Annotated in this window: 23 protein-coding genes and 1 tRNA gene; 14 read left to right on the top strand and 10 right to left on the bottom strand. The window is 62.1% G+C overall.

Annotation, left to right across the window (positions count from 1 at the left end; all coding sequences use genetic code 11):
- Positions 1 to 140 precede the first annotated feature (140 nt).
- From ACYG97_RS20135 to ACYG97_RS20095, 9 genes are all read left to right on the top strand, one after another.
- On the top strand, positions 141 to 677 hold the full coding sequence (locus tag ACYG97_RS20135; RefSeq protein ID WP_023670057.1) for a TetR/AcrR family transcriptional regulator: 537 nt from the start codon (positions 141 to 143) through the stop codon (positions 675 to 677).
- Between the two features lie 348 nt (positions 678 to 1025).
- The gene (locus tag ACYG97_RS20130; RefSeq protein ID WP_023734628.1) at positions 1026 to 1814 is read left to right on the top strand and encodes a 3-hydroxybutyrate dehydrogenase; all 789 of its coding nucleotides are present in this window, start codon (positions 1026 to 1028) and stop codon (positions 1812 to 1814) included.
- Positions 1815 to 1953: 139 nt separating this feature from the next.
- Positions 1954 to 2772 carry a chromate resistance protein ChrB domain-containing protein gene (locus ACYG97_RS20125; protein ID WP_023683941.1) on the top strand — a complete coding sequence of 273 codons (819 nt, stop codon included), beginning with the start codon at positions 1954 to 1956 and terminating at the stop codon, positions 2770 to 2772.
- Entirely contained in the window at positions 2769 to 4160 is a 1392-nt protein-coding gene (gene chrA / locus ACYG97_RS20120; RefSeq protein WP_023734627.1) for a chromate efflux transporter, read from the top strand. The genes ACYG97_RS20125 and chrA overlap by 4 nt, the downstream gene beginning before the upstream one ends.
- Before the next feature lie 237 nt (positions 4161 to 4397).
- A complete protein-coding gene (locus tag ACYG97_RS20115; protein WP_245260890.1) occupies positions 4398 to 4826 on the top strand; it encodes a methyltransferase family protein in 429 nt (142 codons plus the stop codon).
- Positions 4805 to 5383: a methyltransferase gene (locus ACYG97_RS20110; protein ID WP_245260889.1), complete on the top strand. Its 579-nt coding sequence runs from the start codon at positions 4805 to 4807 to the stop codon at positions 5381 to 5383. The genes ACYG97_RS20115 and ACYG97_RS20110 overlap by 22 nt, the downstream gene beginning before the upstream one ends.
- A 379-nt stretch (positions 5384 to 5762) precedes the next feature.
- On the top strand, positions 5763 to 6968 hold the full coding sequence (locus ACYG97_RS20105) for a pilus assembly protein TadG-related protein (protein ID WP_460221606.1): 1206 nt from the start codon (positions 5763 to 5765) through the stop codon (positions 6966 to 6968).
- A gap of 19 nt (positions 6969 to 6987) precedes the next feature.
- Positions 6988 to 7413, top strand: coding sequence for a TadE/TadG family type IV pilus assembly protein (locus ACYG97_RS20100; protein ID WP_245260130.1), 426 nt, complete (start codon positions 6988 to 6990; stop codon positions 7411 to 7413).
- On the top strand, positions 7403 to 7813 hold the full coding sequence (locus ACYG97_RS20095; RefSeq protein ID WP_023708223.1) for a TadE/TadG family type IV pilus assembly protein: 411 nt from the start codon (positions 7403 to 7405) through the stop codon (positions 7811 to 7813). The genes ACYG97_RS20100 and ACYG97_RS20095 overlap by 11 nt, the downstream gene beginning before the upstream one ends.
- Positions 7814 to 8091: 278 nt before the next feature.
- On the opposite strand, the gene ACYG97_RS20090 is transcribed toward ACYG97_RS20095, so the two are convergent.
- Together ACYG97_RS20090 and ACYG97_RS20085 are read right to left on the bottom strand one after the other, a co-directional pair.
- Positions 8092 to 8168, bottom strand: a tRNA-Arg gene (locus tag ACYG97_RS20090).
- A 106-nt stretch (positions 8169 to 8274) separates the two neighbouring features.
- Positions 8275 to 9438 (bottom strand): M20 aminoacylase family protein, encoded by a 1164-nt coding sequence (locus tag ACYG97_RS20085; RefSeq protein WP_023734625.1) that lies wholly within the window; start codon positions 9436 to 9438, stop codon positions 8275 to 8277.
- Between the two features lie 233 nt (positions 9439 to 9671).
- Here ACYG97_RS20085 and ACYG97_RS20080 point away from each other — a divergent pair, with 233 nt between their 5' ends.
- Positions 9672 to 10850, top strand: coding sequence for a D-alanyl-D-alanine carboxypeptidase family protein (locus ACYG97_RS20080; RefSeq protein WP_023694057.1), 1179 nt, complete (start codon positions 9672 to 9674; stop codon positions 10848 to 10850).
- Positions 10851 to 10853: 3 nt separating this feature from the next.
- Positions 10854 to 11957 (top strand): CobW family GTP-binding protein, encoded by a 1104-nt coding sequence (locus ACYG97_RS20075; RefSeq protein ID WP_023734624.1) that lies wholly within the window; start codon positions 10854 to 10856, stop codon positions 11955 to 11957.
- A 12-nt stretch (positions 11958 to 11969) separates the two neighbouring features.
- Here ACYG97_RS20075 and ACYG97_RS20070 read toward each other — a convergent pair whose 3' ends face one another.
- From ACYG97_RS20070 to ACYG97_RS20050, 5 genes are all read right to left on the bottom strand, one after another.
- Positions 11970 to 12218, bottom strand: a complete 249-nt coding sequence (locus ACYG97_RS20070) for a sulfurtransferase TusA family protein (protein ID WP_027050749.1) — start codon at positions 12216 to 12218, stop codon at positions 11970 to 11972.
- Between the two features lie 60 nt (positions 12219 to 12278).
- A complete protein-coding gene (locus ACYG97_RS20065; protein ID WP_023714988.1) occupies positions 12279 to 13574 on the bottom strand; it encodes a L,D-transpeptidase family protein in 1296 nt (431 codons plus the stop codon).
- 234 nt (positions 13575 to 13808) lie between these two features.
- On the bottom strand, positions 13809 to 14759 hold the full coding sequence (locus ACYG97_RS20060) for an acetyl-CoA carboxylase carboxyltransferase subunit alpha (protein WP_023685389.1): 951 nt from the start codon (positions 14757 to 14759) through the stop codon (positions 13809 to 13811).
- A gap of 88 nt (positions 14760 to 14847) precedes the next feature.
- A complete protein-coding gene (locus ACYG97_RS20055; RefSeq protein ID WP_460221605.1) occupies positions 14848 to 15759 on the bottom strand; it encodes a site-specific tyrosine recombinase XerD in 912 nt (303 codons plus the stop codon).
- Between the two features lie 20 nt (positions 15760 to 15779).
- On the bottom strand, positions 15780 to 15932 hold the full coding sequence (locus ACYG97_RS20050; protein ID WP_023670666.1) for a hypothetical protein: 153 nt from the start codon (positions 15930 to 15932) through the stop codon (positions 15780 to 15782).
- Between the two features lie 171 nt (positions 15933 to 16103).
- On the opposite strand from ACYG97_RS20050, the gene ACYG97_RS20045 reads away from it, so the two are divergent.
- The 3 genes from ACYG97_RS20045 to ACYG97_RS20035 are packed head-to-tail and all read left to right on the top strand — an operon-like array spanning position 16104 to position 18738.
- Positions 16104 to 16715, top strand: a complete 612-nt coding sequence (locus ACYG97_RS20045) for a shikimate kinase (RefSeq protein WP_023670667.1) — start codon at positions 16104 to 16106, stop codon at positions 16713 to 16715.
- Positions 16712 to 17845 carry a 3-dehydroquinate synthase gene (aroB, locus tag ACYG97_RS20040; protein WP_023734623.1) on the top strand — a complete coding sequence of 378 codons (1134 nt, stop codon included), beginning with the start codon at positions 16712 to 16714 and terminating at the stop codon, positions 17843 to 17845. The genes ACYG97_RS20045 and aroB overlap by 4 nt, the downstream gene beginning before the upstream one ends.
- Positions 17842 to 18738 carry an HlyC/CorC family transporter gene (locus ACYG97_RS20035; RefSeq protein WP_023670669.1) on the top strand — a complete coding sequence of 299 codons (897 nt, stop codon included), beginning with the start codon at positions 17842 to 17844 and terminating at the stop codon, positions 18736 to 18738. Before aroB ends, ACYG97_RS20035 begins: the two co-directional genes overlap by 4 nt.
- A gap of 41 nt (positions 18739 to 18779) precedes the next feature.
- Here ACYG97_RS20035 and ACYG97_RS20030 read toward each other — a convergent pair whose 3' ends face one another.
- The 3 genes from ACYG97_RS20030 to ACYG97_RS20020 are packed head-to-tail and all read right to left on the bottom strand — an operon-like array spanning position 18780 to position 23612.
- Positions 18780 to 20330, bottom strand: coding sequence for a SpoVR family protein (locus ACYG97_RS20030; RefSeq protein WP_023734622.1), 1551 nt, complete (start codon positions 20328 to 20330; stop codon positions 18780 to 18782).
- 7 nt (positions 20331 to 20337) lie between these two features.
- The gene (locus ACYG97_RS20025) at positions 20338 to 21645 is read right to left on the bottom strand and encodes a YeaH/YhbH family protein (protein WP_023734621.1); all 1308 of its coding nucleotides are present in this window, start codon (positions 21643 to 21645) and stop codon (positions 20338 to 20340) included.
- A gap of 17 nt (positions 21646 to 21662) precedes the next feature.
- A complete protein-coding gene (locus ACYG97_RS20020; RefSeq protein ID WP_023714986.1) occupies positions 21663 to 23612 on the bottom strand; it encodes a PrkA family serine protein kinase in 1950 nt (649 codons plus the stop codon).
- Positions 23613 to 23747: the final 135 nt, after the last annotated feature.

The raw sequence follows: 23747 nt of genomic DNA, 5'->3' as shown, positions 1-23747 counted from the left end.
CCTCGGCCGGTGTCCGGCAAAATAGCCGAATAGCGGGACACTTATCGACGCCAGGTCCCGATTACAAATGACGGCGAACTTACTGTACCGTCTGGACGGTCTTGTCAATTCCGCCTAGGCTGGTGCGGGGGAAGGGATCGATGAAGACCCAAAGGGCAAATTCGCGCGACAAGATACTCGCCGCCGCCGCCGATGTCGCACGCGAGACCGGTCCCGGCAGCCTGTCGCTTGACGCCGTCGCCAGCCGCGCCGGCGTGTCGAAAGGCGGCCTGTTATATAACTTTCCGACCAAGGCCAAACTGATGCAGGGCCTGGTGGAGAATTACCTGCGCGCGTTCGAGCTGGCGCTGGAATCGGGCCGTGTCGCCGGCGCCAGCGGCGAGAGCCTGCTCGCCACCTATATCCGGCTCTCGGCGGATGATTGTGAGGAGCCGAAGCCGACGGCTTCGTGGATATTCTCGGCGATCGCCGAGGATCCGGATTTCCTGACGCCGATAAAAGCCTTCAAGTCACAGCTGCTGCAGCGGCTGAAGAGCGAGACGCCGGACCTCAAGACGCTGCTGGTCTGCTTTCTGGCCATCGAAGGGCTGCGCAGCATGAACCTCTTCGATTCCGACGTGCTGTCCGCCGACGAACGCCACTTGCTGGTATCGGCCCTACTGGAGATTGCGGGATAGCTTAGGGCGTCGCGGTCGAAGAAGCGATACGGGCCGGGCGGAAAGGACGGTTAGTAAGCGGCATGGCATAGGCACGCATCACGACATCGGCGATTTCAAGCTACAGCCCCCCTGATTCGTTGGATCGATGCTTCAGGAATGACTGCGCGAATGCGCGGCCGACTATGTTGCGCCGCACCATAACACTGCCGTGCCAGCCTTGACGTGTCAGCCTTGAGACGGCGCTCGGCGAGGCCGGCAAAGCGCGTTTTAGGGCTGTGATGGCGCCGGCATATGGTTATGGCATTGTCATGTTGCGGCGCACAAACTATGTGCCTTTGTAGTCCTCCTAACAGTCGCGAGATCTCCATGGGTTCCCTTTCTTCGAAGAATGCGCTCGTCACCGGATCGACCAGCGGCATTGGCCTGGCCATTGCCCGCGCCCTTGCCGCCGAGGGCGCCAACGTCACGATCAACGGCCTTGGCGAAGCCGCGGCGATCGAACAGGAGCGCGCCGGCATCGAGAAGGATTTCGGCGTCCAGTGCCGCTACTCCGGCGCCAACATGATGGACGGCGCAGCGGTGACCGCCATGCTGCGCGAAGCCGAGCAGGCCTTAGGCAGCCTCGACATTCTGGTCAACAATGCCGGGATACAGCATGTCGCGCCAATCGAGGAGTTTCCCGACGACAAGTGGGAAGCCATCATCCGCATCAATCTGCTTGCCGCCTTTTACGCGATCAAGGCCGTGGTGCCCGGCATGAAGGCGCGCAAATGGGGCCGCATCATCAACACCGCGTCGGCGCATGCACTGGTCGCCTCGCCGTTCAAGTCGGCTTACGTCTCGGCCAAGCACGGCATAGCGGGTCTGACCAAGACGGTAGCGCTGGAAGTCGCGCAGGACGGCATCACCGTCAACGCCATCGCGCCCGGCTATGTCTGGACGTCACTGGTCGAAAAGCAGATCCCCGACACGATGAAGGCGCGCGGCATGACCGAGGAACAGGTCAAGCGCGACGTGCTCCTGGCGGCACAGCCGACGAAGCAATTCGTCACCGTCGAGGAGCTCGCCGCGCTGACGCTGTTTCTGTGCTCGGACTCGGCCAGGCAGATTACCGGCACGACTTTGCCGATGGATGGCGGCTGGACGGCGCAGTAGGCGCGCTCCCCGGCGCCGCTCTTTCCTTGACAAAGACGAAAGATCAATCCAGCATTGTGGCAAGGGGTTCCTTCGCGACGACCCCGTGAGGCGTCAGCCCAATGATCGCGTCCAAACTCTCACTCTGGAGGTGGACGCCATGCCGTCAACAACCGCAATCACCGTAGCGCAGCTTTCCCGCCTTGTCGGTCTGTCCGACGCGCCTGTTCTTGTCGATGTCCGCATCGACGAAGACTACGACGTCGATCCGCGGCTGCTTCCGGCCTCGTGCCGGCGCGACTTCAAGTCTGTTTCGAGCTGGGCGGCCGAGTTCACGGGGGCTCATGCTGTCGTCATCTGCCAGAAGGGGCTGAAGCTCTCGCAAGGCGTTGCCGCATGGCTGCGCCATGAGGGCATTGCTGCCGAATCCCTTGAAGGCGGCTTCGAGGCGTGGCAGGCGGCCAAGGGACTTCTGGTCAAGGCCGACAAGATACCGCCCCGCGACGACAAGGGCCGCACGGTCTGGGTGACGCGTGCCCGCCCCAAGGTCGACCGCATCGCCTGTCCTTGGCTGATCCGCCGCTTCGTCGATCCCTCGGCGGTGTTCCTGTTTGTCGAGCCGTCTGAAGTGCTGGCGGCCGCCGATCGGTTTGGGGCGGTTGCCTTCGACATCGACGACGTGTTCTGGAGCCATCGCGGCGAGCGCTGCACCTTCGACACGATGATCGAAGAGTTCGGGTTGCGGTCCGAAGCGCTCGATCGCCTTGCGCTGATCGTGCGTGCAGCCGATACGGCGCGCCTCGATCTCGTACCGCAGGCGGCCGGGTTCCTCGCTGCATCGCTCGGGCTGTCGCGCATGTTCCGCGACGATCTCGAACAGCTTGATGCCGGCATGCTGCTCTACGATGCGTTCTTCAGATGGTGCCGCGATGCCACTGACGAAACCCACAATTGGCCCAGCGCGGGCAAAGCGCCATGAGCGCCCTCGCCGCGGACGACGATGCACAGGCTACCGAGGCTCCGATCGTCCCGACCTTCCGCCAAGCCGCGAAACTGTGGGCAAGGATCGGCCTGCTCTCCTTCGGCGGGCCGGCCGGACAGATCGCGCTGATGCACAAGGAATTGGTCGAGGATCGCCGCTGGATCGGCGAGCAGCGGTTCCTGCATGCGCTCAACTACTGCATGCTTCTGCCAGGCCCCGAGGCACAGCAGCTCGCCATCTATATCGGCTGGCTGCTGCACCGGACCGCCGGCGGCCTCGTTGCCGGCATCCTGTTCGTGCTGCCCGGTGCGTTTGTCATGCTGGGCCTCAGCATCTTCTACGTGCTTTACAATGATGCGCCCGTCATCGAGGCGCTGTTTTTCGGCATCAAGGCGGCGGTGCTGGCCGTCGTCGTCGAGGCGGTCCTCCGCATCGGCAAACGGGCGCTCAAGAACCGGGTGATGATGGCGATCGCGGTGGCCGCGTTCCTTGCCATCTATGTCATCAGGCTGCCGTTTCCGCTGATCATCCTGGTTGCAGGGCTGACCGGCTGGATCGGCAACCGCCTGGCACCGGCGCGTTTTTCCGGAGCCGCACGCGGCAAGGACAATTTGCCCGATGTCAGGGGCGCCGTCGACGTCATGTTCGAACGCGGCGACCTCGCTCACACCAAGCCGACGAAATGGCACGCGCCGCGCACCATCGCGATCTGGCTGCCGATCTGGCTCGGGCCGGTCGTACTGATCCTGGCGCTGACCGGCCCTGCCAGTGTTTGGGCACAGCTTGGCGGCTTCTTCAGCCTGATGGCGGTGGTCACATTCGGCGGCGCCTACGCTGCGCTCTCCTATGTCGCGCAGGCAGCGGTGACCTCGTTCGGCTGGCTGGCGCCGGGTGAAATGGTCGATGGGCTTGGTCTGGCCGAGACGACGCCGGGACCATTGATCCTGGTGCTGCAGTTCGTCGGCTTCGTCGCCGCCTATCGTCACGCCGGTGCGATGGGACCGCTTGTGGCCGGATCGCTCGGCGCATTGCTGACGGTCTGGGTGACGTTCGTGCCGTGCTTCTTCTGGATCTTTCTGGGTGCCCCCTACATCGAGGCGCTGCGCGGCAACAAGGCGCTGTCGGCGGCGCTGAGTGCGATCACGGCGGCTGTGGTCGGCGTGGTGATGAACCTTGCGCTGTGGTTCGCACTGCATGTCGTCTTCGGCGCGGTGCACCGTTTTGGTCTTGGGATGGAGCTACCGGTGCTGTCGTCGCTGGATTGGCGCGCCGCGCTGCTGGCGGCGGCCGCCATGGTCGCCATGCTGAAACTGAGGATCGGCATGCTGCCGACATTGGCCGGCTCGGCGCTGGCCGGACTGGCGCTGCTGGCCTTGCCTGCGTAGCGTCCGAAGGCGCGACCAGCCATTATCACAGCCGGATTTTTGAGGTATGCCGGGCCGGCGCACAACGGTCGCGGGCGCTGGTAGGATCAGCGCTGGCCCCGGAGATACGCTTTACGTCGAACCCGATACCGCCAAGCTGAACCTGCTCGACGCGGAGAGCGGCGCGCTGGCGAACTGATTTGACGAGGTTGGCCGAGCTGTTCAAAGTCGATCCTGGATCGCACAACGGGATATGACATGGTGGATTCCGATCGGATCGACAAGCTGATCGCAGGGGTGCCCCCCGCCTTGGCGCTTCGTGCCGGGCTGGACCTTGGCATCTTCACCTGGCTCGGCGGCGATGCTGCGACTGCCGACAGCCTTGGGGCAGCGCTCAAAGTCGAGCCCGCTCGTCTGTCGCGGCTCCTCTACGCGCTCGCCAGCATCGGTCTCCTCGACGTCGAGGATGGTCAGTTTCGCAACGGAGCCGAAGCGTCGGAGTTTCTTGACGCGTCCAAGCCGACCTATCGCGGCGGCGATCATGTGCTGCTGCGCGAACTCTGGGGAGCCGACCTTTTGACCGCAGAGTCGCTGCGGCAGAATCGGCCGGCCGCGCTGCACGACTTTTCCGAAGCGGGGCCAGAATCGCAGCGGCCTTCAGCCGCATGCTCGCACCGGGAGGGGTGATTTTCGGCCGAAATCTCGCCCGTGAACTGGACTTCTCGGCGGTCAGTTCGGTGATCGACATCGGCGGCGGCGCCGGGACCATTCTGGTCGGTCTTCGCGAGCGATGGCCGCATATTGCGGCGACTTTGATGGAACTCCCGACGGTCGCGGCGGTCGCACCAGCGATCCTGTCGGAATACGGTGCCGGCGATGTGGTTGTCGAAGAAGGCGACATAACGGTCGCGCCATCGACCGGCCGGCATGACTTGGCAATCCTGAAGGCTGTCGTCCAGGTCCTGCCGCCGGACCAGGCGCGCAGTTCGATCCTGAACGCGGCGCGTTGCCTCACCCAAGGAGGCGAGATCGCAATTGCGGGGTGGGGTGTCGTCGATGACGACCGTCTCGGCCCGCCTGAGGGTGTCTTTCTCAATCTCACCTTCCTGAACCTTTACCGCGCGGGCGAATCGTACACGGAAGGTCAGTATCGCGGGTGGATGGCCGGGGCTGGGTTCCGGGATATCTCCAGGTCGCAGCTGACCGACGGCACCACGTTGTTTCGTGGGCGCCTCACGGACTGATCGTGGCTGGAGTGGTTGGTTTCGGGCGTGTGTGGCCCTCAGAGCCAGCCCCGGACGGATTGCACAAAGTTCCTGAGGCGGCGTGAGCCGATCTTTCCCCTTACCGGCAGCGCGGTGTCCCCTGTCTTCTCGATAGCTTCTTCGCAGAGGGGGCATTTAAATGTCACTTGGTCGACAACAAAGTTCGGGATAGCGGCATATTTCGCATTCGTCGATTGGGGCGGAACCTCCGACAGGATGTTGCGCGGTCGCTGCAACTTGCGCCTAGCTAGCCCGTTCGACTACGTCGAATCGGAATGGAGTTTTTAGACATTCGTTTATCTATTCGTGGTTTCTAATACATATGGCATCCAACGCGTTCACCCGGATTTGGTTTGCTTTGAGCCGCCTAAGGCGCGCCACGAACGGTAACGTTGCCGTCATCGTTGCCTTCACCTTGCCGGTCGTGGTTGGCGGCGCCGGCCTCGGTGTGGAGACATCCTTCTGGTATTACAGCAGCCTCAAGCTGCAGGCCGTTGCCGATGCCGCGGCCTATGCCGGTGCGCTCGAGAAAGTCGCGGGTTCCGATAACCCGACCATCATCGCCGCCGCCACGCAGTCCGCGACCTCGAACAATTTTGCCACGCCGGGCACGATCCAGGTCAACACGCCGCCATTGTCCGGCCCGAACACCGCAAAGAAGGCGGTGGAGGTCATCGTCAAGCAGAACCTCGATCGCTACTTCACGGCGATTTTCAACCAGGCGCCCGTTGCCGAACAGGCAAGGGCGGTGGCGCTGATCAATGACGCCTCCAAGGCTTGCGTGCTGGCGCTTAGTCAGTCGGCCTCCCAGGCTGCGCTCTTTTCCGGCAACACCACCGTCAACCTCACCGGCTGTTCGGTCATGTCGGACTCGATTGCCTCGGACGCCATAAAGACGCAGGGCTCGGCGGTGCTCAAGGCCGACTGCCTGATCACGGTCGGCGGCATGGTGCTGAACAATCCGGCGACCACGGTCTGCAAGTCCAACATCACCCAAGCCTTGCCGGCAGCCGATCCTTTCTCCAGCTTGGCGGCGCCGACGGCCGGGAACCCGTGCAAGTCTGTCAACGGCAACAAGACGTCGCAAACACTCCAGCCTGGCACCTACTGTAGCGGCATGAGCCTCAGCGGCAACGTCACCCTGCAGCCCGGCGTCTACGTCGTGCAGGGCGGTATGAAGGTCAACGCCAACGCGGTCGTCGCGGGCAGCGGGGTAACCATCTTCATGGCAGGCAGCAACACTGTCAGCATGAACGGCAACGCCAAGGTGACGCTGAGCGCGCCTACCTCCGGAGCCTATTCCGGCGTGCTGTTCTATGGCGACAGGACCGGGACTGCGGCGCAGAGCACCTTCAATGGCACAGCGGACTCGCTTTTGACCGGCGCCATCTATTTTCCCAGGCAGCAGGTCAACTATCTTGGCAACTTCTCGGGGAACGGTGGCTGCACTCAGGTCGTCGCCGACACCATCCAGTGGTCCGGCAGTACGACCATCAAGCAGGACTGCACCAGCCTCGGGATGAAGAACATTCCGGCGACGCAATCCGTTCAGCTCGTCGAGTAGCGGGATGGGTGGGCGGACCTTGCGCATTGTCCTGGACAAATCCGGGATAGCTGCCGTCGAGTTTTCCATGTTGCTGCCCATCCTGTGCCTCGTCTGCCTCGGCATCGCCGACGGCTGGTCCTACGTAACGAGTTACCTGCAGATGCGCGCGGGCGTTAAAACCGCGGCCAATCTCGTAATGGCCGGCGCGTCCAATGACACCGGAACGCAGGCGGTCGCGCTTTCGAGCTGGAACGACAAGCCCGAGGACGCCGCGGTCGTACTGGTCCGCTCCTATTTGTGCGGCGCCACGGTCGTGGATGCGACCACCATTTGCGGCGGAACGAAGCTGCCGACCGTCTTCGTCCAGATAACGGCGACGGGCACCTGGGTGCCCCCGTTTAACTTCGGTGTCTTCCCGGACCCGCGCGCGATCAGTCATCAGCAGGTGATCCGTGTCCGCTGAAAGGATCGGATCCAGGTGGCGCCGTGACTGCTCCGGCGCAGCCGGGCTGGAATTCGCCTTGATCGCGCCTTTCCTGGTGATGCTTTTGTTCGGAATCTTCGCCTTCGGCTGGGCCATGAATGCCGTGTCGACCGTCCGCTATACACTGGAAACCTCTTCCCGGGCGCTGCAGCTGAACAACACGCTTTCGCAGAGCGACATCCAGGCCATCGCCACGCAGAAATTGGTGAACCTGGGTCTGAAGAACGTCATTGTGACGATCGCGACCGACCCTGCCAGCGGCGGTTTCAAGATGGCGCATCTGACCGCCAGCTATGCCTTCGTCATCGCTTTCCCGTATTTCGACCAGTATCCGATAAATTACGCCACGACCGTCACGGTGCCCCTGGTTGCCAGCTAGGATACGGCCGGCTTCGTTGAGTTGGCGGCGCCGAACTCAGACGGTAACGGATCGACTGGGAACCATCGCTCGATCTGGAATTGTACTTGCAAGAGGTCGATTCTCTTCGCGGCTGTAGATGCTTAAAGCTCGCTCCTGAGACCTCAGGGATGGACTTTTTCTATGGAACTAAAGTCAGGCTGCTTGCTTGGTCGCGTCCGTGAAAATCACCGAAAACCAGTCCATCAGTGCTGCAACATGCCGACAGGCTATCTCAGTCACCAGGCCTTTGATCTTGCTGGTGATCCCGACAGGAATCGAACCTGTGACCTACAGATTAGGAATCTGCCGCTCTATCCTACTGAGCTACGGGACCACGCGGCCCGACACATAGCCGCTTCCGATCGTTTCGCCAAGAGGCTCGCCGAAGGCAATGAAGAGGCCGGCCGAAGGCTAATCGGCCGGCCTTTCGTCGGGGCAGGTCAGGCTGCCAGCGCCGTTTCGGCCAGTTTAACCCAGTAGCTCATGCCGTGCGGGATGACTTCGTCGTTGAAGTCGTAGGCCGGATGGTGGAGGCCGGCGGTCTCGCCATTGCCGATGAAGATGAAGGCGCCAGGGCGGGCTTCCAGCATGTAGGAGAAGTCTTCGCCGCCCATCACCGGCTGGATGGCGCGGTGGACCTGGGTGTCGCCGGCGACATTTGCCGCGACATCGCCGGCAAAGACCGTTTCTTCCGGATGATTGAAGGTCACGGGATAGTTGGCGTCATAGTCGACAGTGATCGTCGCGCCGAAGGCGGTGGCTATTCCTTCGCAGATGGTGCGGATGCGCTCTTCCGACTTCTTGGCGATCTCTTTCTTCAGTGTGCGCACCGTGCCGGCAATCTCGGCGGTCTCGGGAATGACGTTGTAGGCGTCGCCCGCGTGGAACTTCGTCACCGAAACCACCACCGCCTCGACCGGATCGGTGCTGCGCGAAGCGACCGTCTGAAGGGCGCCGACCAACTGGCTGGTGATGACGATCGGGTCGATCGTGCCGTGCGGCATCGCCGCATGGCCGCCGCGGCCCTTCACGGTGATGGTGAACTCGGCGGTCGCCGCCATGATCGGGCCCGGCCGGATGGCGAACTGGCCCACCGGCAGGCCCGGCATGTTGTGCATGCCAAAGACGCGCGAAATATCGAAACGCTCCATCATGCCGTCCTTGACCATCTCGTTGCCGCCGCCGCCGCCCTCTTCCGCCGGCTGGAAGATGACCGCGACCGAGCCGGCGAAATTGCGCGTTTCGGTCAGATATTTGGCGGCGCCCAAAAGCATCGCCGTATGGCCGTCATGGCCGCAGGCATGCATTTTGCCGGGAATGGTCGAGGCATAGGGCTTACCGGTGATCTCGTTGATCGGCAGCGCGTCCATGTCGGCGCGCAAGCCGATGGTCGCGCCTTGCCCCTTGCGGCCATGGATGATGCCGACGACGCCGGTCTTGCCGAGGCCCGTCACCACGTCGTCGCAGCCGAATTCCTTCAGCTTCTCGGTGACGAAGGCGGCGGTCTTGAAGACATCGAAATTCAGTTCTGGCGTCTGGTGCAGTTGGCGTCGCCAGCCGGCAACTTCATCCTGCATCTCGGCGGCGCGGTTGAGAATCGGCATAATGGTTCCATCTCGCTGTTGGAGCAGACGATCTGGCCTGCTTGATTGCAATTGTGATTGCCATGCTTGTTGCCATCTTGGCACTTTGCCATCTTGGCGTCACATAGGGTAAATAGCACCCCAGACAATGTGATCCGGAAATTGAGGGCCGGATCAGGTCATGCTGGCCATCGCGTAACGAAATCTTACGGAGCCAGGGGCGACTACGGCAAGAGGCGATTTCGGATTCCATGATGCGGCACAGCCATATCCTCAAATTACTGCTAACGGGCGGCTTGGCGCTACCTATGCTGGCTGGGCCAGCTTTGGCCAATCCGGTGATCCTGTTCGACCTCAACAGCGGCAAGGTTCTGCAGCACCAGGACGCCTTCAAGCGCTGGTATCCCGCTTCGCTGAGCAAGCTGATGACCGCCTATGTCACCTTCCGGGCGATTGCCGCCGGCGAGGTCCAGCTCGATTCACCGATCAAGGTGACCAAGCATTCGGCGGGCGAACCGCCGAGCAAGATGGGCTTCAAGCCGGGCTCGGTGATGCGGCTCGACAATGCGTTGAAGATGATGCTGGTCAAATCGGCCAACGATATCGCCATGGCCATCGGCGAAAACATAGGCGGCTCGCAGGCCGGATTCGCCGTTCGCATGAATGCGGAGGCGGCGCGGCTTGGCATGACCGGAACGCATTTCGTCAATCCGAACGGCCTGTTTTCGCCGGAGCAGTACACGACGGCGCGCGATCTTGCCCTGCTGGTGATGGCGATCCGCAAGGAATTCCCGCAATACGCCCCCTGGTTCTCGATCGAAGGCCTTGCCGTCGGCAAGAAGGCGATCTCCAACTACAATCTCTTGATCGGGCGCTATCCCGGCGCCGACGGCATGAAAACCGGGTTCGTCTGTCCCTCGGGCTTCAACATGATCGGCTCGGCGACACGCAATGGCCGCACGCTGGTCGCGGTCGTGCTCGGCGAAAAATCGGCGATCAGCCGTGCCGAGACCGCCGCCAGGCTGCTCGACCAGGGCTTTGCCACGCCCGACCCGAACTGGCTCACGGTTGCGGCCATGCCTTCCTATGGCGATACCATGTCACCCAACGACATGCATGATGAGATCTGCAGGAAGAAGGCGCCGCACGAGCAGTCCGAGGCGGCTCCGCCGGTGGCCGCGAAGGGCGCCGACGTGCCGAAATCGCCCTATCAGGAAAAGCTCGACCACGTGCCGACGCTGGTTGCAGTCGGCCTCGGCGGCGCCACCGGGCCGGCGCCGAAGGCGATGCTCGACCAGGGCGGCCAGGAATACGCCGATGTGCCGCTGCCGAGCTGGCGGCCAGACATTCCGGCGCCAAAGGGCGCCGAACCGGCCGTGGTGGGCCAGGCAACCGCGGTGCAGGGCGACCAGCTGGTCAAAGCCGCGAACTAGGCGATGGCTGGCTTTCCGATACCCGTCACGGTGGTCACCGGCTTCCTCGGCGCCGGCAAGACGACATTGCTCAACCGGCTGCTCAAAGATCCGGCACTGGTCGACACGGCCGTCATCATCAACGAATTCGGTGAGGTGGCGATCGACCACCTGCTGGTCGAGCAGGCCTCGGACGGCATCATCCAGTTGTCCGACGGCTGTCTGTGCTGCACGGTGCGCGGCGAACTGGTCGATACGCTGGCTGACCTCGTCGACCGGCTGCAGACCGGCCGTATCGCCCGCCTTGCCCGCGTCGTTGTCGAAACCACCGGGCTCGCCGATCCGGCGCCGGTGCTGCAGTCGATCATGGCGCATCCCGCCCTTGTGCAGGCCTTCCGACTTGATGGCGTCATCACGCTGGTCGACGCGGTCAACGGCAATGCGACGCTCGACGGCCATGTCGAGGCGGTCAAGCAGGTGGCGGTCGCCGATCGCATCGTGCTGACCAAGGTCGATCTGGCCAGCGATCCCGGCGACGTCGATGCTTTGCGAACGCGACTCCATCAGCTCAATCCAGGCGCCGTGGTGCTGGACGCCGGCGACGGCCGAACCGGCGTCACGGCGCTGTTCGATTGCGGCCTCTACAATCCGGCGACCAAATCCGCCGATGTCCGGCGCTGGCTCGGCGAAGAAGCCGCCCATGAGCACCACCATCATCATGATCATGACCACGGCGAGCATGAGCACCACCACCGCCACGATTCCCGCGTGCGCTCCTACTCGCTGGTCCATGACGGCCCGGTGCCGTTTTCGGCGATCGAGATGTTCCTCGACCTGCTGCGTTCTGCGCATGGCGACAAGCTTTTGCGGATGAAGGGCATCATCGAGCTTGCGGATGACCCGTCGCGGCCGCTTGTCGTCCACGGGGTGCAGAAGATCCTGCATCCGCCGGCGCGGCTGCTGGCCTGGCCGGACGGCCAACGCGGCACCAGGCTGGTGCTGATCACGCTCGATATGCCGGAAGATTATGTGCGCCGGCTGTTTTCCGCCTTCACCAACCGGCCGTCGATCGACACGCCGGATCGCGCGGCGCTGGAGAGCAATCCGCTGGCGATAGCCGGGGGCTGATTGTCAGGCTCGCTATGCGCCGCGTTCGACCAGGAAGCGGTGGCCGCCGCTGACGGCTGATGTTTCAACAAGCTGGTGGCCAGCGTCGGCGCAAAAGGCGGGGATGTCGATGACCGCCAGCGGGTCGGTGGTCTCCAGCCAAAGCCGGCTGCCCGGCTGCATTGCCGCCAAGCGTTTTTTCGCCTTGAGAACGGGCAGGGGGCAGTTCAGGCCCTTGAGGTCATAGATCGCGGTGTGATTTGTTTGTTTGTCTTCATGCATGTCTTTGTCCCAAAACCGCTGCGCACTTTTGGGCGACATGCATCGGCAAGGCGAAAAACCTCAGCCGCCGAACATGCCTAGCAGCTTGTTCTTGATCTTCGACATCCGGCTTTCGTCCGCCGGCGGTTCTGCAGGCGCCGCCTCGACGCTCGCAGTGGCGACCGGCTGCTGGGGGGCCTGCTTGGCTGCTTCCTTTTCGGCCAGCGCTTGGGCCTTTGCGGCTTGCTTTTCAGCCAGTGCCTGGGCCTTGGCGGCTTTCGCAGCCTCGATGGCAGCAACCCGCTGTTCCTCGGCCTTGCGCTTGGCTTCCTTCTCTGCGTCCAGCGCCGCCATCTTGCGGCCGGCGGGCGAATCGATGCGGCCCATGCGCGCCGTCTCGGTCAGCGTGCCGTCGGAATTCAGCGACGGCGGTTCGATCGGCACGCGCTCGCCCCGGGCGCGGCGCTTCGACCATTCGGAAACGATGGCGGCTTCCTTGATGCCGGCAATGGTCGGCTTGGGCGCCGGCACGCTGGCTTTGACCGCGCCGGTGAAGGCCGCGTCATAGCTGCTTTGATAGGCGTTGAGTGCGCTCTTCAGCGAATCCGGCTGCGTGGTCGCCGGGCAGGCGCCGGTCGGATCGAATGTCGTGCCCTCGGGCGCCACCTGGTTGAAGACATAGCGCTTGTCGCAGACATCGACTTTCGGCGGCACCTTGGTGATCTCGAAATTGTCGTAACCGACCTTCAGCATCTTCCAGAACTCATAGTTCGGGTCGTTGCGGTAACGCGCCATGTTGGCGGCGGTCATGCGGAATGGGAAGGCCTGGATCTGGAACTCGGTCTGGCCGCCCTGGAAGGCATCGCGACCAAAAGCGTAGATCTGCTCGATCTGCGGATCGGTCATCGAATAACAGCCCGACGACGAGCAGGCGCCGTGCACCATCAGATTGGCGCCGGTGCGGCCATTGGCACGGTCATAGGCGTTGGGATAGCCGATGTTGAAGGACAGGTGATAGTTCGAGCGCGGATTCATCTGCGACGGGCGGACCGTATAGAAACCTTCCGGCGCCTGGCGGTCGCCCTCGGTGTATTTTGGGCCGAGCTTGCCCGACCATTTGCAGATGTCGTAGCTGGCGACCATCTCGTAGCGGCCGGTGGTCTTGGCCTTCCAGATTTCGAGCTTGCCTTCTTCCTTGAAGATGCGAGCCATCACCGACGAGGTGCGGATCATGCCCTTGGCCTTCATGTCGGCCAGGATCTTGTCCGGCAGCGGTTTGCTGGCTTCCGGCGCAAAATTCTTCATCGAGGAATCGTTGCAGCCGGCAACGCCAAGCGCGGCGATCAGAAGTCCAGTGCGGGCAAGCTTGGTAAACATGGATACGGCTATGTCTTTTTCTCGCGGCACGGCCGGATAGCGCCCGGGCCTGCATGCTGAACACTGACGGACCCTAAGCCCGTTAACCTTGAAAATTCCTTACCGCAAGCGTCGGACGGCGCCCCCCACGGCAATTCGCCCGGTGTCACGGATTTTTTATTGAGCCGAATGCGGCGGCATTTTTGTGGCGAAATTGCTCCTTAACGCCACATTGCGGTGCGCTGCCGGCCAAAATCAGAGGCTGCGGCCCATCGCCAGATATTTTTCGCGGCGCTGTTCGCGAAAATCGGTGTTGGCGCCGGCAAAATCCTTCATCGTCTTGGCGATGAGGTCGCCGGTGGCGGCGATCACCGTTTCGGGCGCGCGCTGGGCGCCGCCGAGCGGCTCGGCAATGATGGCGTCGATGATCTTCATTTCCAGAAGGTCCTGGGCGGTGATCTTCATGTTGGTCGCCGCATCTTTCGAGCGCGTGGTGTCGCGCCACAGGATCGAGGCAGCGCCTTCCGGCGAGATCACCGAATAGATGGCGTGTTCCAGCATGTAGACGCGGTTGGCGGTGGCGATCGCAATGGCGCCGCCCGAACCGCCTTCACCGATGACGACCGAAATCGATGGCACTTTGAGGCCGAGGCAGGCCGAGGTTGAGCGGGCGATGGCTTCAGCCTGGCCGCGTTCCTCGGCGCCAACGCCGGGGTAGGCGCCGGCGGTGTCAACCAGCGTCAGAAGTGGGATCTGGAAACGGTCGGCAAGTTCCATCAGCCGCACGGCCTTGCGGTAGCCTTCAGGGCGCACCGAGCCGAAATTGTGCTTGAGCCGGCTCGCCGTGTCGGAGCCCTTTTCCTGGCCGATGACGGCCACCGGTTCGCCGCGGAAGCGGGCGAAGCCGCCGATGATCGCCTGGTCCTCGCCGAAATTGCGGTCGCCGGCGAGCGGCGTGAAATCGCTGAACAGACCCTTGATGTAGTCGAGGCAATGCGGCCTGTCGGTGTGGCGCGCGACCTGCACCTTCTGCCACGGCGTCAGCGCCTTGTAGATGTCGCGCAGCGCGTCGCGCACGCGCTTCTCGAGCCGGCTGATTTCGTCGCCGACGTCGACCGCCTCGCCATTCTCGGCAAGCTTCTTCAGCTCGAGGATCTTGAGTTCAAGGTCCTGCACCGGCTTTTCGAAATCGAGATAATTGTACATTCTTGAGCGGACCGATGCGTCGGAAGGCAAACATCGCGCAGATGTAGGCTCCGCGCGGGCACGTTGCCCTCACATAGCGATATGAGGCCTAGTCGGCAAGCGGATGATGATCGTTGACCAGCCGCACCAACCGCTCTTCCAGCACATGCGTGTAAATCTGCGTGGTCGAGATATCGGCGTGGCCGAGCAGCTGCTGCACCGCCCTGAGATCAGCGCCGTTCTGCAGGAGATGGCTGGCAAAAGCATGGCGCAGCACATGCGGCGAAATTTTGGCCGCCGATATGCCGGCCCGCGCGGCAAGGCCTTTGAGGTCGCGGGCAAAGACCTGCCGGGAGAGAAAGCCGCTGTCGCCGGCGGCCGGGAACAGAAACGGGCTGTCGGCGAAAGCCGGCACCGTGGCCCGGGCTGTGAGCCAAGCCCGCATGGCCGTGCGGGCCTTGGCCGACAGCGGCACCATGCGCTCCTTGTCGCCTTTGCCGCGCACCATGAAGAAGCGGTCGTCACGCTGGGCGACGGTCACCGGCAGGCCGACAAGTTCGGAGACGCGCAGGCCGGTGGCATAGAGCACCTCGACCAAAGCGTGCAGGCGCAGTGCCGCCACCCGGTCGCCATTGACGCCATCGCCTGTCTCAAGCGCCGCACGGTCGAGCAGCCGACCGGTATCGGCCTCGCTCATCGTCTTGGGCAGCGGCCGGCCCTTTTTCGGACTGTCCAGCGTGCCGGTCGGGTCGTCGCCGCGCAAGCCCTCGGCGTAGAGAAACTTGAAGAACTGGCGGACCGCCGACAGTTTGCGCGCCTGCGACGTCGACGCAAAGCCGCGCGCCGCGATATCGTCGAGATAGGCGCGGATGTCGGCTGCGGCGGCAGCGGCAAGCCCGCCGGCAATCTGCTGCGAAGCGTCTTCGAGATCACGGCGGTAGGAAGACAGCGTGTTTGCAGCGGCACCGCGTTCGGCGCTCATCATCTCGAGAAAGGCTTCGATGCGAGCCGCGCTGTTCATGTTCCAGGGGTCAGTTTGGGTCAGTTTTTCTTGGGGTTCAGCTTTTCCGGTGGGATGCGCACGGTGATTTCGGCTTTTTTCGGCTCGACGAACATCGCCAGCGCCACCATCGTACCATAGGCAATGCCGGCAAGAATCATCATCGTCACGACAAAGCGGAACAGTGTCGGCATCAATCTTCGCCCGTCTTCTTGCTCTGCGATTCCAAGCCCGTGTCCTTATGGGACGCTAATTCCGTCAATTCAAGGACGAAGGGCTCTGCGTGCGAAAGGCGCTATGCTTGACGCAAACGGGCTTTTGATGTCGATACGCCGGCAAAGACGGCTTAGAAACAGCATGGTCTCATGAACGCGTTACCAGCAAATCCTCCCGGCGATAGCCATGCCGCGCTGCTCGACAGGCTGGGAAGCCGCTCGATCGTCTTTGTCGGCCTGATGGGCGCCGGCAAGACGGCGATCGGCCGCAAGGTGGCGACGATGCTGTCGCTGCCCTTCGTCGACAGCGACCAGGAGATCGAAACCGTGTCGCGCATGACGGTGCCGGAACTGTTCGAACGCTATGGCGAGACCGAATTCCGGGCATTGGAGCAGCGCGTCATCCTGCGCGTGCTGGAGAGTGGGCCGCAGGTGCTGTCGACCGGCGGCGGCGCGTTCATGAATGCGCAGACGCGGGAAGCGATCGCCGGGCATGGCGTGTCGGTGTGGCTGAAGGCCGAGATCGACCTGTTGATGGAACGCGTGTCCAAGAAGCAGAACCGGCCGTTGCTCAAAAGCGCCGATCCGCGCGCCGTGCTCGAGCGACTGATGGGCGAGCGCTACCCGGTCTATGCCACGTCCAACATCACCGTGCCGACACGCGACGACCGCAAGGAGGTCATTGCGACGGAGGTTGTCGACGCGCTGTGCGGGCATTTCGGCATTCCGGCTCCGACTGCGCCGGGCGAGGTGCGGCTGTGAGCGAACAGGTCACTGTCGAGGTCGGCCTTGGCGAGCGCGCCTATGACATCCTGATCGGCCCCGGCCTTTTGGCGCGCGCCGGCGCCGAGATTTCGCGCCGCCTGCCCGGCACGAGGGCGGCGGTGGTCACCGACGACAATGTCGCGGCGGCACATCTCGACGCGCTGAAGGCCGGTCTGGAAACAGGCGGCATCCAGCCTGCCGTCATCACTTTGCCAGCCGGCGAAAAGACCAAGAGCTTTGCCCATCTCGAAGAGGTGGTCGACGGCGTGCTCGCCGCCAAGCTGGAGCGCGGCGATGTCGTCATTGCGCTCGGCGGTGGCGTCATCGGCGACCTCACCGGCTTTGCCGCCGGCATCGTGCGCCGCGGCATGAATTTCGTCCAGATTCCAACCTCGCTGCTGGCGCAGGTCGATTCCTCGGTCGGTGGCAAAACCGGCATCAACAGTCCGCGCGGCAAGAATCTGGTCGGTGTCTTCCACCAGCCGAAACTGGTGCTGGCCGATACCGAAGTGCTCGACACGCTGCCGATCCGCGAATTTCGCGCCGGCTATGCCGAGCTTGCCAAATACGGGTTGATCGACCGACCGGCGTTTTTCGCCTGGCTGGAAGCGAACTGGAAAAAGGTGTTCGCCGGTGGTGCGGAACGGGCGGAGGCGATTGCCGAGGCCTGCCGCGCCAAGGCCGATGTCGTCGCCCGCGACGAGTTCGAAACCGGCGACCGCGCACTGCTCAATCTTGGCCACACGTTCGGCCATGCGCTGGAAGGCGCCACACAGTATGACGGCGCCCGCCTCGTCCATGGCGAAGGCGTCGCCATCGGCATGGCGCTGGCGCACCGCTTTTCCGCAAGGCTCAATCTGGCCAGCCCGGACGACGCGGCGCGGGTCGAGGCGCATCTTCGCGCCGTAGGTCTACCCTGGCGGATGGCCGACATCCCTGGTGAGTTGCCCGATGCCGAGGCGCTGCTTGGCTTCATCACCCAGGACAAGAAAGTGTCGCGCGGCGCGCTGACATTCATCCTGACGCGCGGCGTTGGCCAGGCTTTTATTGCCAAGGATGTACCGGCGTCGGAAGTGCTTTCGTTCCTCAGGGAGAACCACCCGGGCCAGGAAAGCCGGCAGCGATGATCAACGAGCCCGGCTGGACCGTCGTCGCCGTCCTTGCCATCCTCATCCTGCTGGTCCTGGCCGTGCGCACGCGCCTGCTTGCCATGTTCGGCTATGAGTTGTCGCGCATCGAGCCGCAGCGCTCGACACAGGACGAGTTGCGCGGCGCGGTCGACGATTTCCGCCGCGACGGCCAGATGGTGCGTGAGGACCGCGACCGTGTCGGCGGGCTGTTCGATCTCGCCGAGCTCGAAGTCTCCGACATCATGGTCCACCGTACCAATATGCGCTCAGTCAATGCCGACAATGGGCCGGAAGCCGTGGTGCGCGAGATCCTGCAGAGCCCGCACACCCGCATGCCGTTGTGGAAAGGCTCTCTCGACAACATTGTCGGCGTGCTGCACGCCAAGGACCTGCTGCGAGCGCTGAACGAGGTCGGCAACGACTTTTCCCGGATCGACGTGATGAAGATCGCGTCGAAGCCTTGGTTCGTGCCCGACACCACCACGCTGCAGGAACAGCTCAACGCCTTCCTGCGTGCCAAGGCGCATTTCGCTATCGTCGTCGACGAATATGGCGAGGTCGAAGGGCTGGTGACGCTGGAGGACATCATCGAGGAGATCGTTGGCGAGATCGCCGACGAGCACGACGTCGACATTCAGGGCGTCAAGCAGGAGGCGGACGGTTCCGTGGTCGTCGACGGCACCGTGCCGATCCGCGATCTCAACCGGGCGCTCGACTGGAACCTGCCTGACGAGGAAGCGACCACCATTGCCGGGCTGGTCATCCACGAGACGCAGTCGATCCCCGAGGAAAAGCAGGCTTTCACCTTCCACGGCAAGCGCTTCGTGGTGATGAAACGCGACAAGAACCGGATCGCCAGGATCAGGATCAGGCCGGCGGGCGAATCCTAAAGGTACCGAGCAGGTCCGCCACATGACGCTCTTTGCCGAGCTTATGCCGCGATCTGGCTCGTAGACCGTTCGTGGATTGTCGCACCGGTTTGAGCGTCAACTGCGACCAGGCTGACCTCGTAGCCCCAGAGGCTGCGGACATGGCGGAGCGTCGCGTCACGGCTGGCCCCTTCGAGCACAACACCATCCTTTACCCTGTGTTGCAGCCGCAACTGCCGGTCGCCGAGCAGGTCGACATCAATCACCTGGATGTCCGGCCGATTCGCTCCAAGGTCGTAACTGTGGGCAAGCTGGGCGCGTATCTTGTGATAGCCACGTTCGTTGTGGATCGACGCGACTTCGAAATGCGGTTTGTCGGCTCCATCGCCAAGCACGAAGAACCGCCATTTTCGGATCAAGCTCGGGCTGAGGTACTGGCGGATAAAGGATTCGTCGCGGTGGTTGGCCCAGGCCTCAAGCAGGACCTCGCGCCAGTTGCCATGTCCTGCAATGTCCGGGAACCAGTCGCGGTCCTCCGCCGTCGGCTCGGTCGAAATGCGCTGTATGTCCTGCATCATGTCGAGGCCGAGGGCATAGGGATTGATGCCTGAAAACCGGGGATCGTCAAAGGCCGGCTGGAAGATCACGTTCGAATGGTTGCGCAGGATTTCGAGCATGGCACCTTCGCTGATCCGGCCACGATCGAATAGCATGTTCATGAGGGTATAATGCACGAAGGTGGCGCAGCCTTCATTCATCACTTGAGTCTGTCGCTGCGGGTAGAAATATTGCGCGATGACGCGGACGATCCTGATGATCTCGCGCTGCCAGGGTTCCAGGATCAGGCTGTTCTTCTCGAGGAAATACAGGAGGTTTTCCTCGGGCAGGTTGAGCGATCTCTTGCGCTCCGCCATCCCTTGATCCTCATTGCCGGACTTGATTTTGTTCTGCGACGGCGGCAGCGTGCGCCACAGATCGTTGTAGGAGCGCTCTTCGTATTCGAGGCGCTCGCGAAGCCCTTCGCGCTGTCGCTCCGACGAGAGCTTTGGCGGCCGGTGGTAGCGGAACACCCCCTGTTCCATCAGCGCATGGGCCGAATCGAGAATGGCCTCCACTGCTGCAAGGCCGTGCCGCTCCTCGCACCGGGCGATGTAGCCCTTGGCGAAGTCCAGATAACCCAGGATTGCCCCGGCGTCGGTCCATTGCTGAAACAGATGATTGTTCTTGAAGAAATGATTGTGGCCAAGCGCCGCGTGGGCCGTCACAAGGGCCTGCAACGCCATGGTGTTTTCCTCCATGAGGTAGACGATGCAGGGATTGGAGTTGATGACCAGTTCATAGGCCAGCCCCCGACCACCCTTACGGTAAAGAAGCTCCTGGTGAAGGAAATGTTTGCCGAACGACCAATGCCGATACATCAGTGGCATGCCGATAGATGAGTAGGCGTCGAGCATCTGCTGGGAGGAGATTATCTCCATCTGGACCGGGTAAGTATCGAGATGCAACTCGTCGACCGCGATCGCCTCGATCTCTTCAAAAGCCCGCGATAATTTCTCGAAATTCCAGTCGGAACCGGAAAACAACAAGTTCGTTTCGTTGGCTCGCCTGACCATCTCTCTCTCAAGCGCTCTTGATGGCCGCCGGCTGCCTGGCGAAGAGCCGGTGGAAGACCGGGTAAATATCCGCGGGAGCAGCGATGCGGCTCATCTGGAAGTTGGGCCATTTCAGCTCAATCGTACTGTAGGCGCGCCAAAGCGACGTCCCGTTTTCGGTAGCACCAAATATGTGGCTCTCGCGTTCGTCGATGATCTCGACATAGGCGAAATACTGGCACAGGCGCATGAGCTTGCCATTCATGAGCTCTATGCACCGCTCGGAATCGGTGGTGAAATTGTCCCCGTCAGAGGCCTGCGCGGCGTAAATGTTCCACTCGCTGGCAGGATAGCGCTGGCCGATAATGCGGTGCATTTCGTCGAGCGCGGTGGAGACGATCGTACCGCCGCTCTGCGTGTTGTAGAAGAACGTGTCCTCATCCACTTCGTGCGCCTCATGGGTATGGCGGATGAAGACGATCTCCGTGCGTTCGTAGCGCCGTTTCAAGAACAGGTGCAGCAGCACGAAGAAGCGTTTGGCCAAGTCCTTTTCGCGTTGGCCCATCGATCCGGACACGTCCATAAGGCAGAACATGACGGCATTGGCATTCGGCACCGGCCGGGCGTCGAAGCGGTTGAATCGGATATCGACCGGATCGACAAAGGCAATTCGCCTGCGCCGTCGCTCCAGCCGGTCAAGCTCGTCGCGTAATTCCGCGATGCGCTGGCGCACCGCCGCGCCGGCCGGGGCCGACTCAAGCGTGACGATTTCCCGGAGGATCGCCTCCAGTTCCTGCTGCGTGGGGCGCCTCAGCGCAATGCGCCGGCCTAGGCTGTTGCGCATGGTGCGGCCGGCATTGATGTTGGTCGGGGAACCGGTTGCCGCGAAGCCGGCCCGGCGCGGCTTGAAGGCAAGGATTTCCTTGAGATTGAGCTTAACCAGGTCGGGCAGTTCGAGATCCTCAAAAAAGAGTTCGAGCACCTCCTCGCGTGACAGCACGAAACGAAAATCGTCTTCCGACGCCGTGTTTCCTGCCGACGACGCCGCGCCGGCCCCATGCGGCTTCGGGAGCAGGTCTCCAGGGGAAAAATGCCTGTTGCCCGGAAGGATGTGTCGGCGCCGTCCGCTGGCCCTGTCATCGTTGAAGCTCGGCTCGGCCGTTTTCCTTTCAGGCATGGGCACGGCGTGCTCGGTATCGACGTCGGCGATCCTGCCAGTGCGGATTTGATCGCGAATACTCCGCTTCAACTCCTCGCGAGCACGCCTGAGGAAGCGCTGTCGATTGCCAAGGCTCTTGTCCTTGGGGTTCAGGCGACGGTCGATGAAGATCGGCATGGAACCATCCGGCTCTGTCAACCCGCCTTGTTCACCCGCATGTACCAGTCCACCAGCCGGCGTACCTGCCGTTCTGTGTAGCCACGCTCGATCATGCGCTGTACGAATTCGTTATGGCGCTTTTCCGTAACGCTGTCTTGCTTGGAGCCGAAGCTGATCACCGGCAAGAGGTCCTCGACCTGTCCGAACATCCGCTTCTCGATGACCTCGCGCAGTTTTTCATAGCTGGTCCATGACGGGTTGCGGCCGTGGTTTCTTGCGCGAGCGCGCAGAGTGAACTTCACCACCTCGTTACGGAAGTCCTTGGGATTGGCGATGCCTGCCGGTTTCTCGACCTGCGAAAGTTCGTTGTCCAGGATCTCCCGGTTGAGGATCTGGCCGGTGTCGGGGTCCTTGTAGTCCTGGTCCTCAATCCAGGCATCCGCATAGGCGATGTAGCGGTCGAAGAGGTTCTGGCCGTATTCGCTATAGGACTCCAGATAGGCCTTCTGGATTTCGTGGCCGATGAACTCGGCGTAGCGCGCCGCAAGCTCCGACTTGATGAATTCAAGATAGGCCGCTTCCGTTTCCTTCGGGAACTGCTCCCGCTTGATCGCCTCCTCCAGAATGTACATCAGATGCACAGGATCGGCGGCCACCTCCTCATTATCGAAGTTGAATGTCTGCGAAAGGATCTTAAAGGCAAAGCGCGTGCTGACGCCCGTCATGCCTTCATCGACGCCGGCGGCGTCGCGATATTCTTGGACCGACTTTGCCCTGGGATCGACTTCCTTCAGATTTTCGCCGTCATAGGCGCGCATCTTGGTGTAAAGCGGCGAGTTGTCGTGCTCGGCCAAGCGCGTCGAAACTGCAAAGCGGCTGAGGATGTCCAAAACTTCAGGGGCACAGGGGCTGGCGGCCAACTCGCTCTCACGCAGCAATTTCTCATAGATCTGCCTCTCTTCGGTGATCCGCAGGCAATAGGGTACCTTGACCACCAGGATGCGATCGAGAAACGCCTCGTTGTTCTTGTTGCTCTTGAACTGTTGCCATTCCGACTCGTTGGAATGGGCGACGATGATCCCCTGGTAGGGAAAGGCGCCGAAATTTTCAGTGCCGTTGTAGCTGCCTTCCTGTGTCGCGGTCAGCAGCGGATGCAGAACCTTGATGGGTGCCTTGAACATCTCGACGAATTCAAGCAGACCTTGCGTGGTCCGGTTCAGGCCACCGCTATAGGAATAGGCATCGGGGTCGGACTGGCTAAAATTTTCCAATTGCCTGATGTCGACCTTGCCGACCAGGGCCGAGACATCCTGATTGTTCTCATCGCCAGGTTCGGTCTTGGCAATGCCGATCTGGCGCAGCCGCGAAGGCATCAGCTTGACAACGCTGAATTTGGAAATGTCGCCAGACAATTCGTCGAGGCGCTTGGCCGCCCATGGCGAAATCAATCCGTTCAGCCGGCGCCGGGCTATGCCGTATTTATCCTCTAGCAGATCACCCATGTGATCGGGATGGAACAGCCCAAGCGGCGACTCGAAAACCGGGCTGATCTGGTTGCCGACCTTCAGCGTGTAGATCGGGCGCTGCTCCATCAGTTTCTTCAGGCGCTCGGCCAGAGAGGATTTGCCGCCGCCGACCGGGCCGAGGAGATAGAGGATCTGCTTGCGTTCTTCGAGCCCCTGCGAGGCATAGCGGAAATACCCGGCTATGCGCTCGATCGTATCCTCCATTCCATAGAAGTCGGAAAAATGAGGGTAGACCTTGAGGGTCCGATTCGAGAAAATGCGGCCGAGCCGTTCGTCTTTGCTGGTGTCAACCAGTTTTGGTTCGCCGATTGCGTCGACCATCCTTTCGGGAGCCGAAGCGTACATCGATTTGTCTTCCCGACAGGCAAGAAGATACTGTTGGATGCTGACCTCTTCGTCCGCCGCATTGGCATAAATTTCCGAAAAAAGATCGAAGACGTCGGATTGGGTTGCACGCATGATGTTCTGCCCTCGGAGCCGATCTGGATTCCAATCGCCTCATCACCTTCAACTGTCGGAAAGCATTGTTGGTTCCCTTCACATGAAGGAGAGTGGCTGCAATCCGGGTAGAAGGCTTGGGAGGAAACATTCGGA

Source organism: Mesorhizobium sp. W067, from assembly GCF_054719525.1.
Note: the sequence above shows the minus strand (reverse complement) of the source record. Positions and strands in the feature narration are given on the sequence as shown.

Coding starts and splice junctions, on each gene's coding strand:
- ACYG97_RS20135 (WP_023670057.1), top strand. CDS start 141: ATGAAGACCCAAAGGGCAAATTCGCGCGACAAGATACTCGCCGCCGCC.
- ACYG97_RS20130 (WP_023734628.1), top strand. CDS start 1,026: ATGGGTTCCCTTTCTTCGAAGAATGCGCTCGTCACCGGATCGACCAGC.
- ACYG97_RS20125 (WP_023683941.1), top strand. CDS start 1,954: ATGCCGTCAACAACCGCAATCACCGTAGCGCAGCTTTCCCGCCTTGTC.
- chrA (WP_023734627.1), top strand. CDS start 2,769: ATGAGCGCCCTCGCCGCGGACGACGATGCACAGGCTACCGAGGCTCCG.
- ACYG97_RS20115 (WP_245260890.1), top strand. CDS start 4,398: ATGGTGGATTCCGATCGGATCGACAAGCTGATCGCAGGGGTGCCCCCC.
- ACYG97_RS20110 (WP_245260889.1), top strand. CDS start 4,805: ATGCTCGCACCGGGAGGGGTGATTTTCGGCCGAAATCTCGCCCGTGAA.
- ACYG97_RS20085 (WP_023734625.1), bottom strand. CDS start 9,438: ATGCCGATTCTCAACCGCGCCGCCGAGATGCAGGATGAAGTTGCCGGC.
- ACYG97_RS20080 (WP_023694057.1), top strand. CDS start 9,672: ATGCGGCACAGCCATATCCTCAAATTACTGCTAACGGGCGGCTTGGCG.
- ACYG97_RS20075 (WP_023734624.1), top strand. CDS start 10,854: ATGGCTGGCTTTCCGATACCCGTCACGGTGGTCACCGGCTTCCTCGGC.
- ACYG97_RS20070 (WP_027050749.1), bottom strand. CDS start 12,218: ATGCATGAAGACAAACAAACAAATCACACCGCGATCTATGACCTCAAG.
- ACYG97_RS20065 (WP_023714988.1), bottom strand. CDS start 13,574: ATGTTTACCAAGCTTGCCCGCACTGGACTTCTGATCGCCGCGCTTGGC.
- ACYG97_RS20060 (WP_023685389.1), bottom strand. CDS start 14,759: ATGTACAATTATCTCGATTTCGAAAAGCCGGTGCAGGACCTTGAACTC.
- ACYG97_RS20055 (WP_460221605.1), bottom strand. CDS start 15,759: ATGAACAGCGCGGCTCGCATCGAAGCCTTTCTCGAGATGATGAGCGCC.
- ACYG97_RS20050 (WP_023670666.1), bottom strand. CDS start 15,932: ATGCCGACACTGTTCCGCTTTGTCGTGACGATGATGATTCTTGCCGGC.
- ACYG97_RS20045 (WP_023670667.1), top strand. CDS start 16,104: ATGAACGCGTTACCAGCAAATCCTCCCGGCGATAGCCATGCCGCGCTG.
- ACYG97_RS20035 (WP_023670669.1), top strand. CDS start 17,842: ATGATCAACGAGCCCGGCTGGACCGTCGTCGCCGTCCTTGCCATCCTC.
- ACYG97_RS20030 (WP_023734622.1), bottom strand. CDS start 20,330: ATGGTCAGGCGAGCCAACGAAACGAACTTGTTGTTTTCCGGTTCCGAC.
- ACYG97_RS20025 (WP_023734621.1), bottom strand. CDS start 21,645: ATGCCGATCTTCATCGACCGTCGCCTGAACCCCAAGGACAAGAGCCTT.
- ACYG97_RS20020 (WP_023714986.1), bottom strand. CDS start 23,612: ATGCGTGCAACCCAATCCGACGTCTTCGATCTTTTTTCGGAAATTTAT.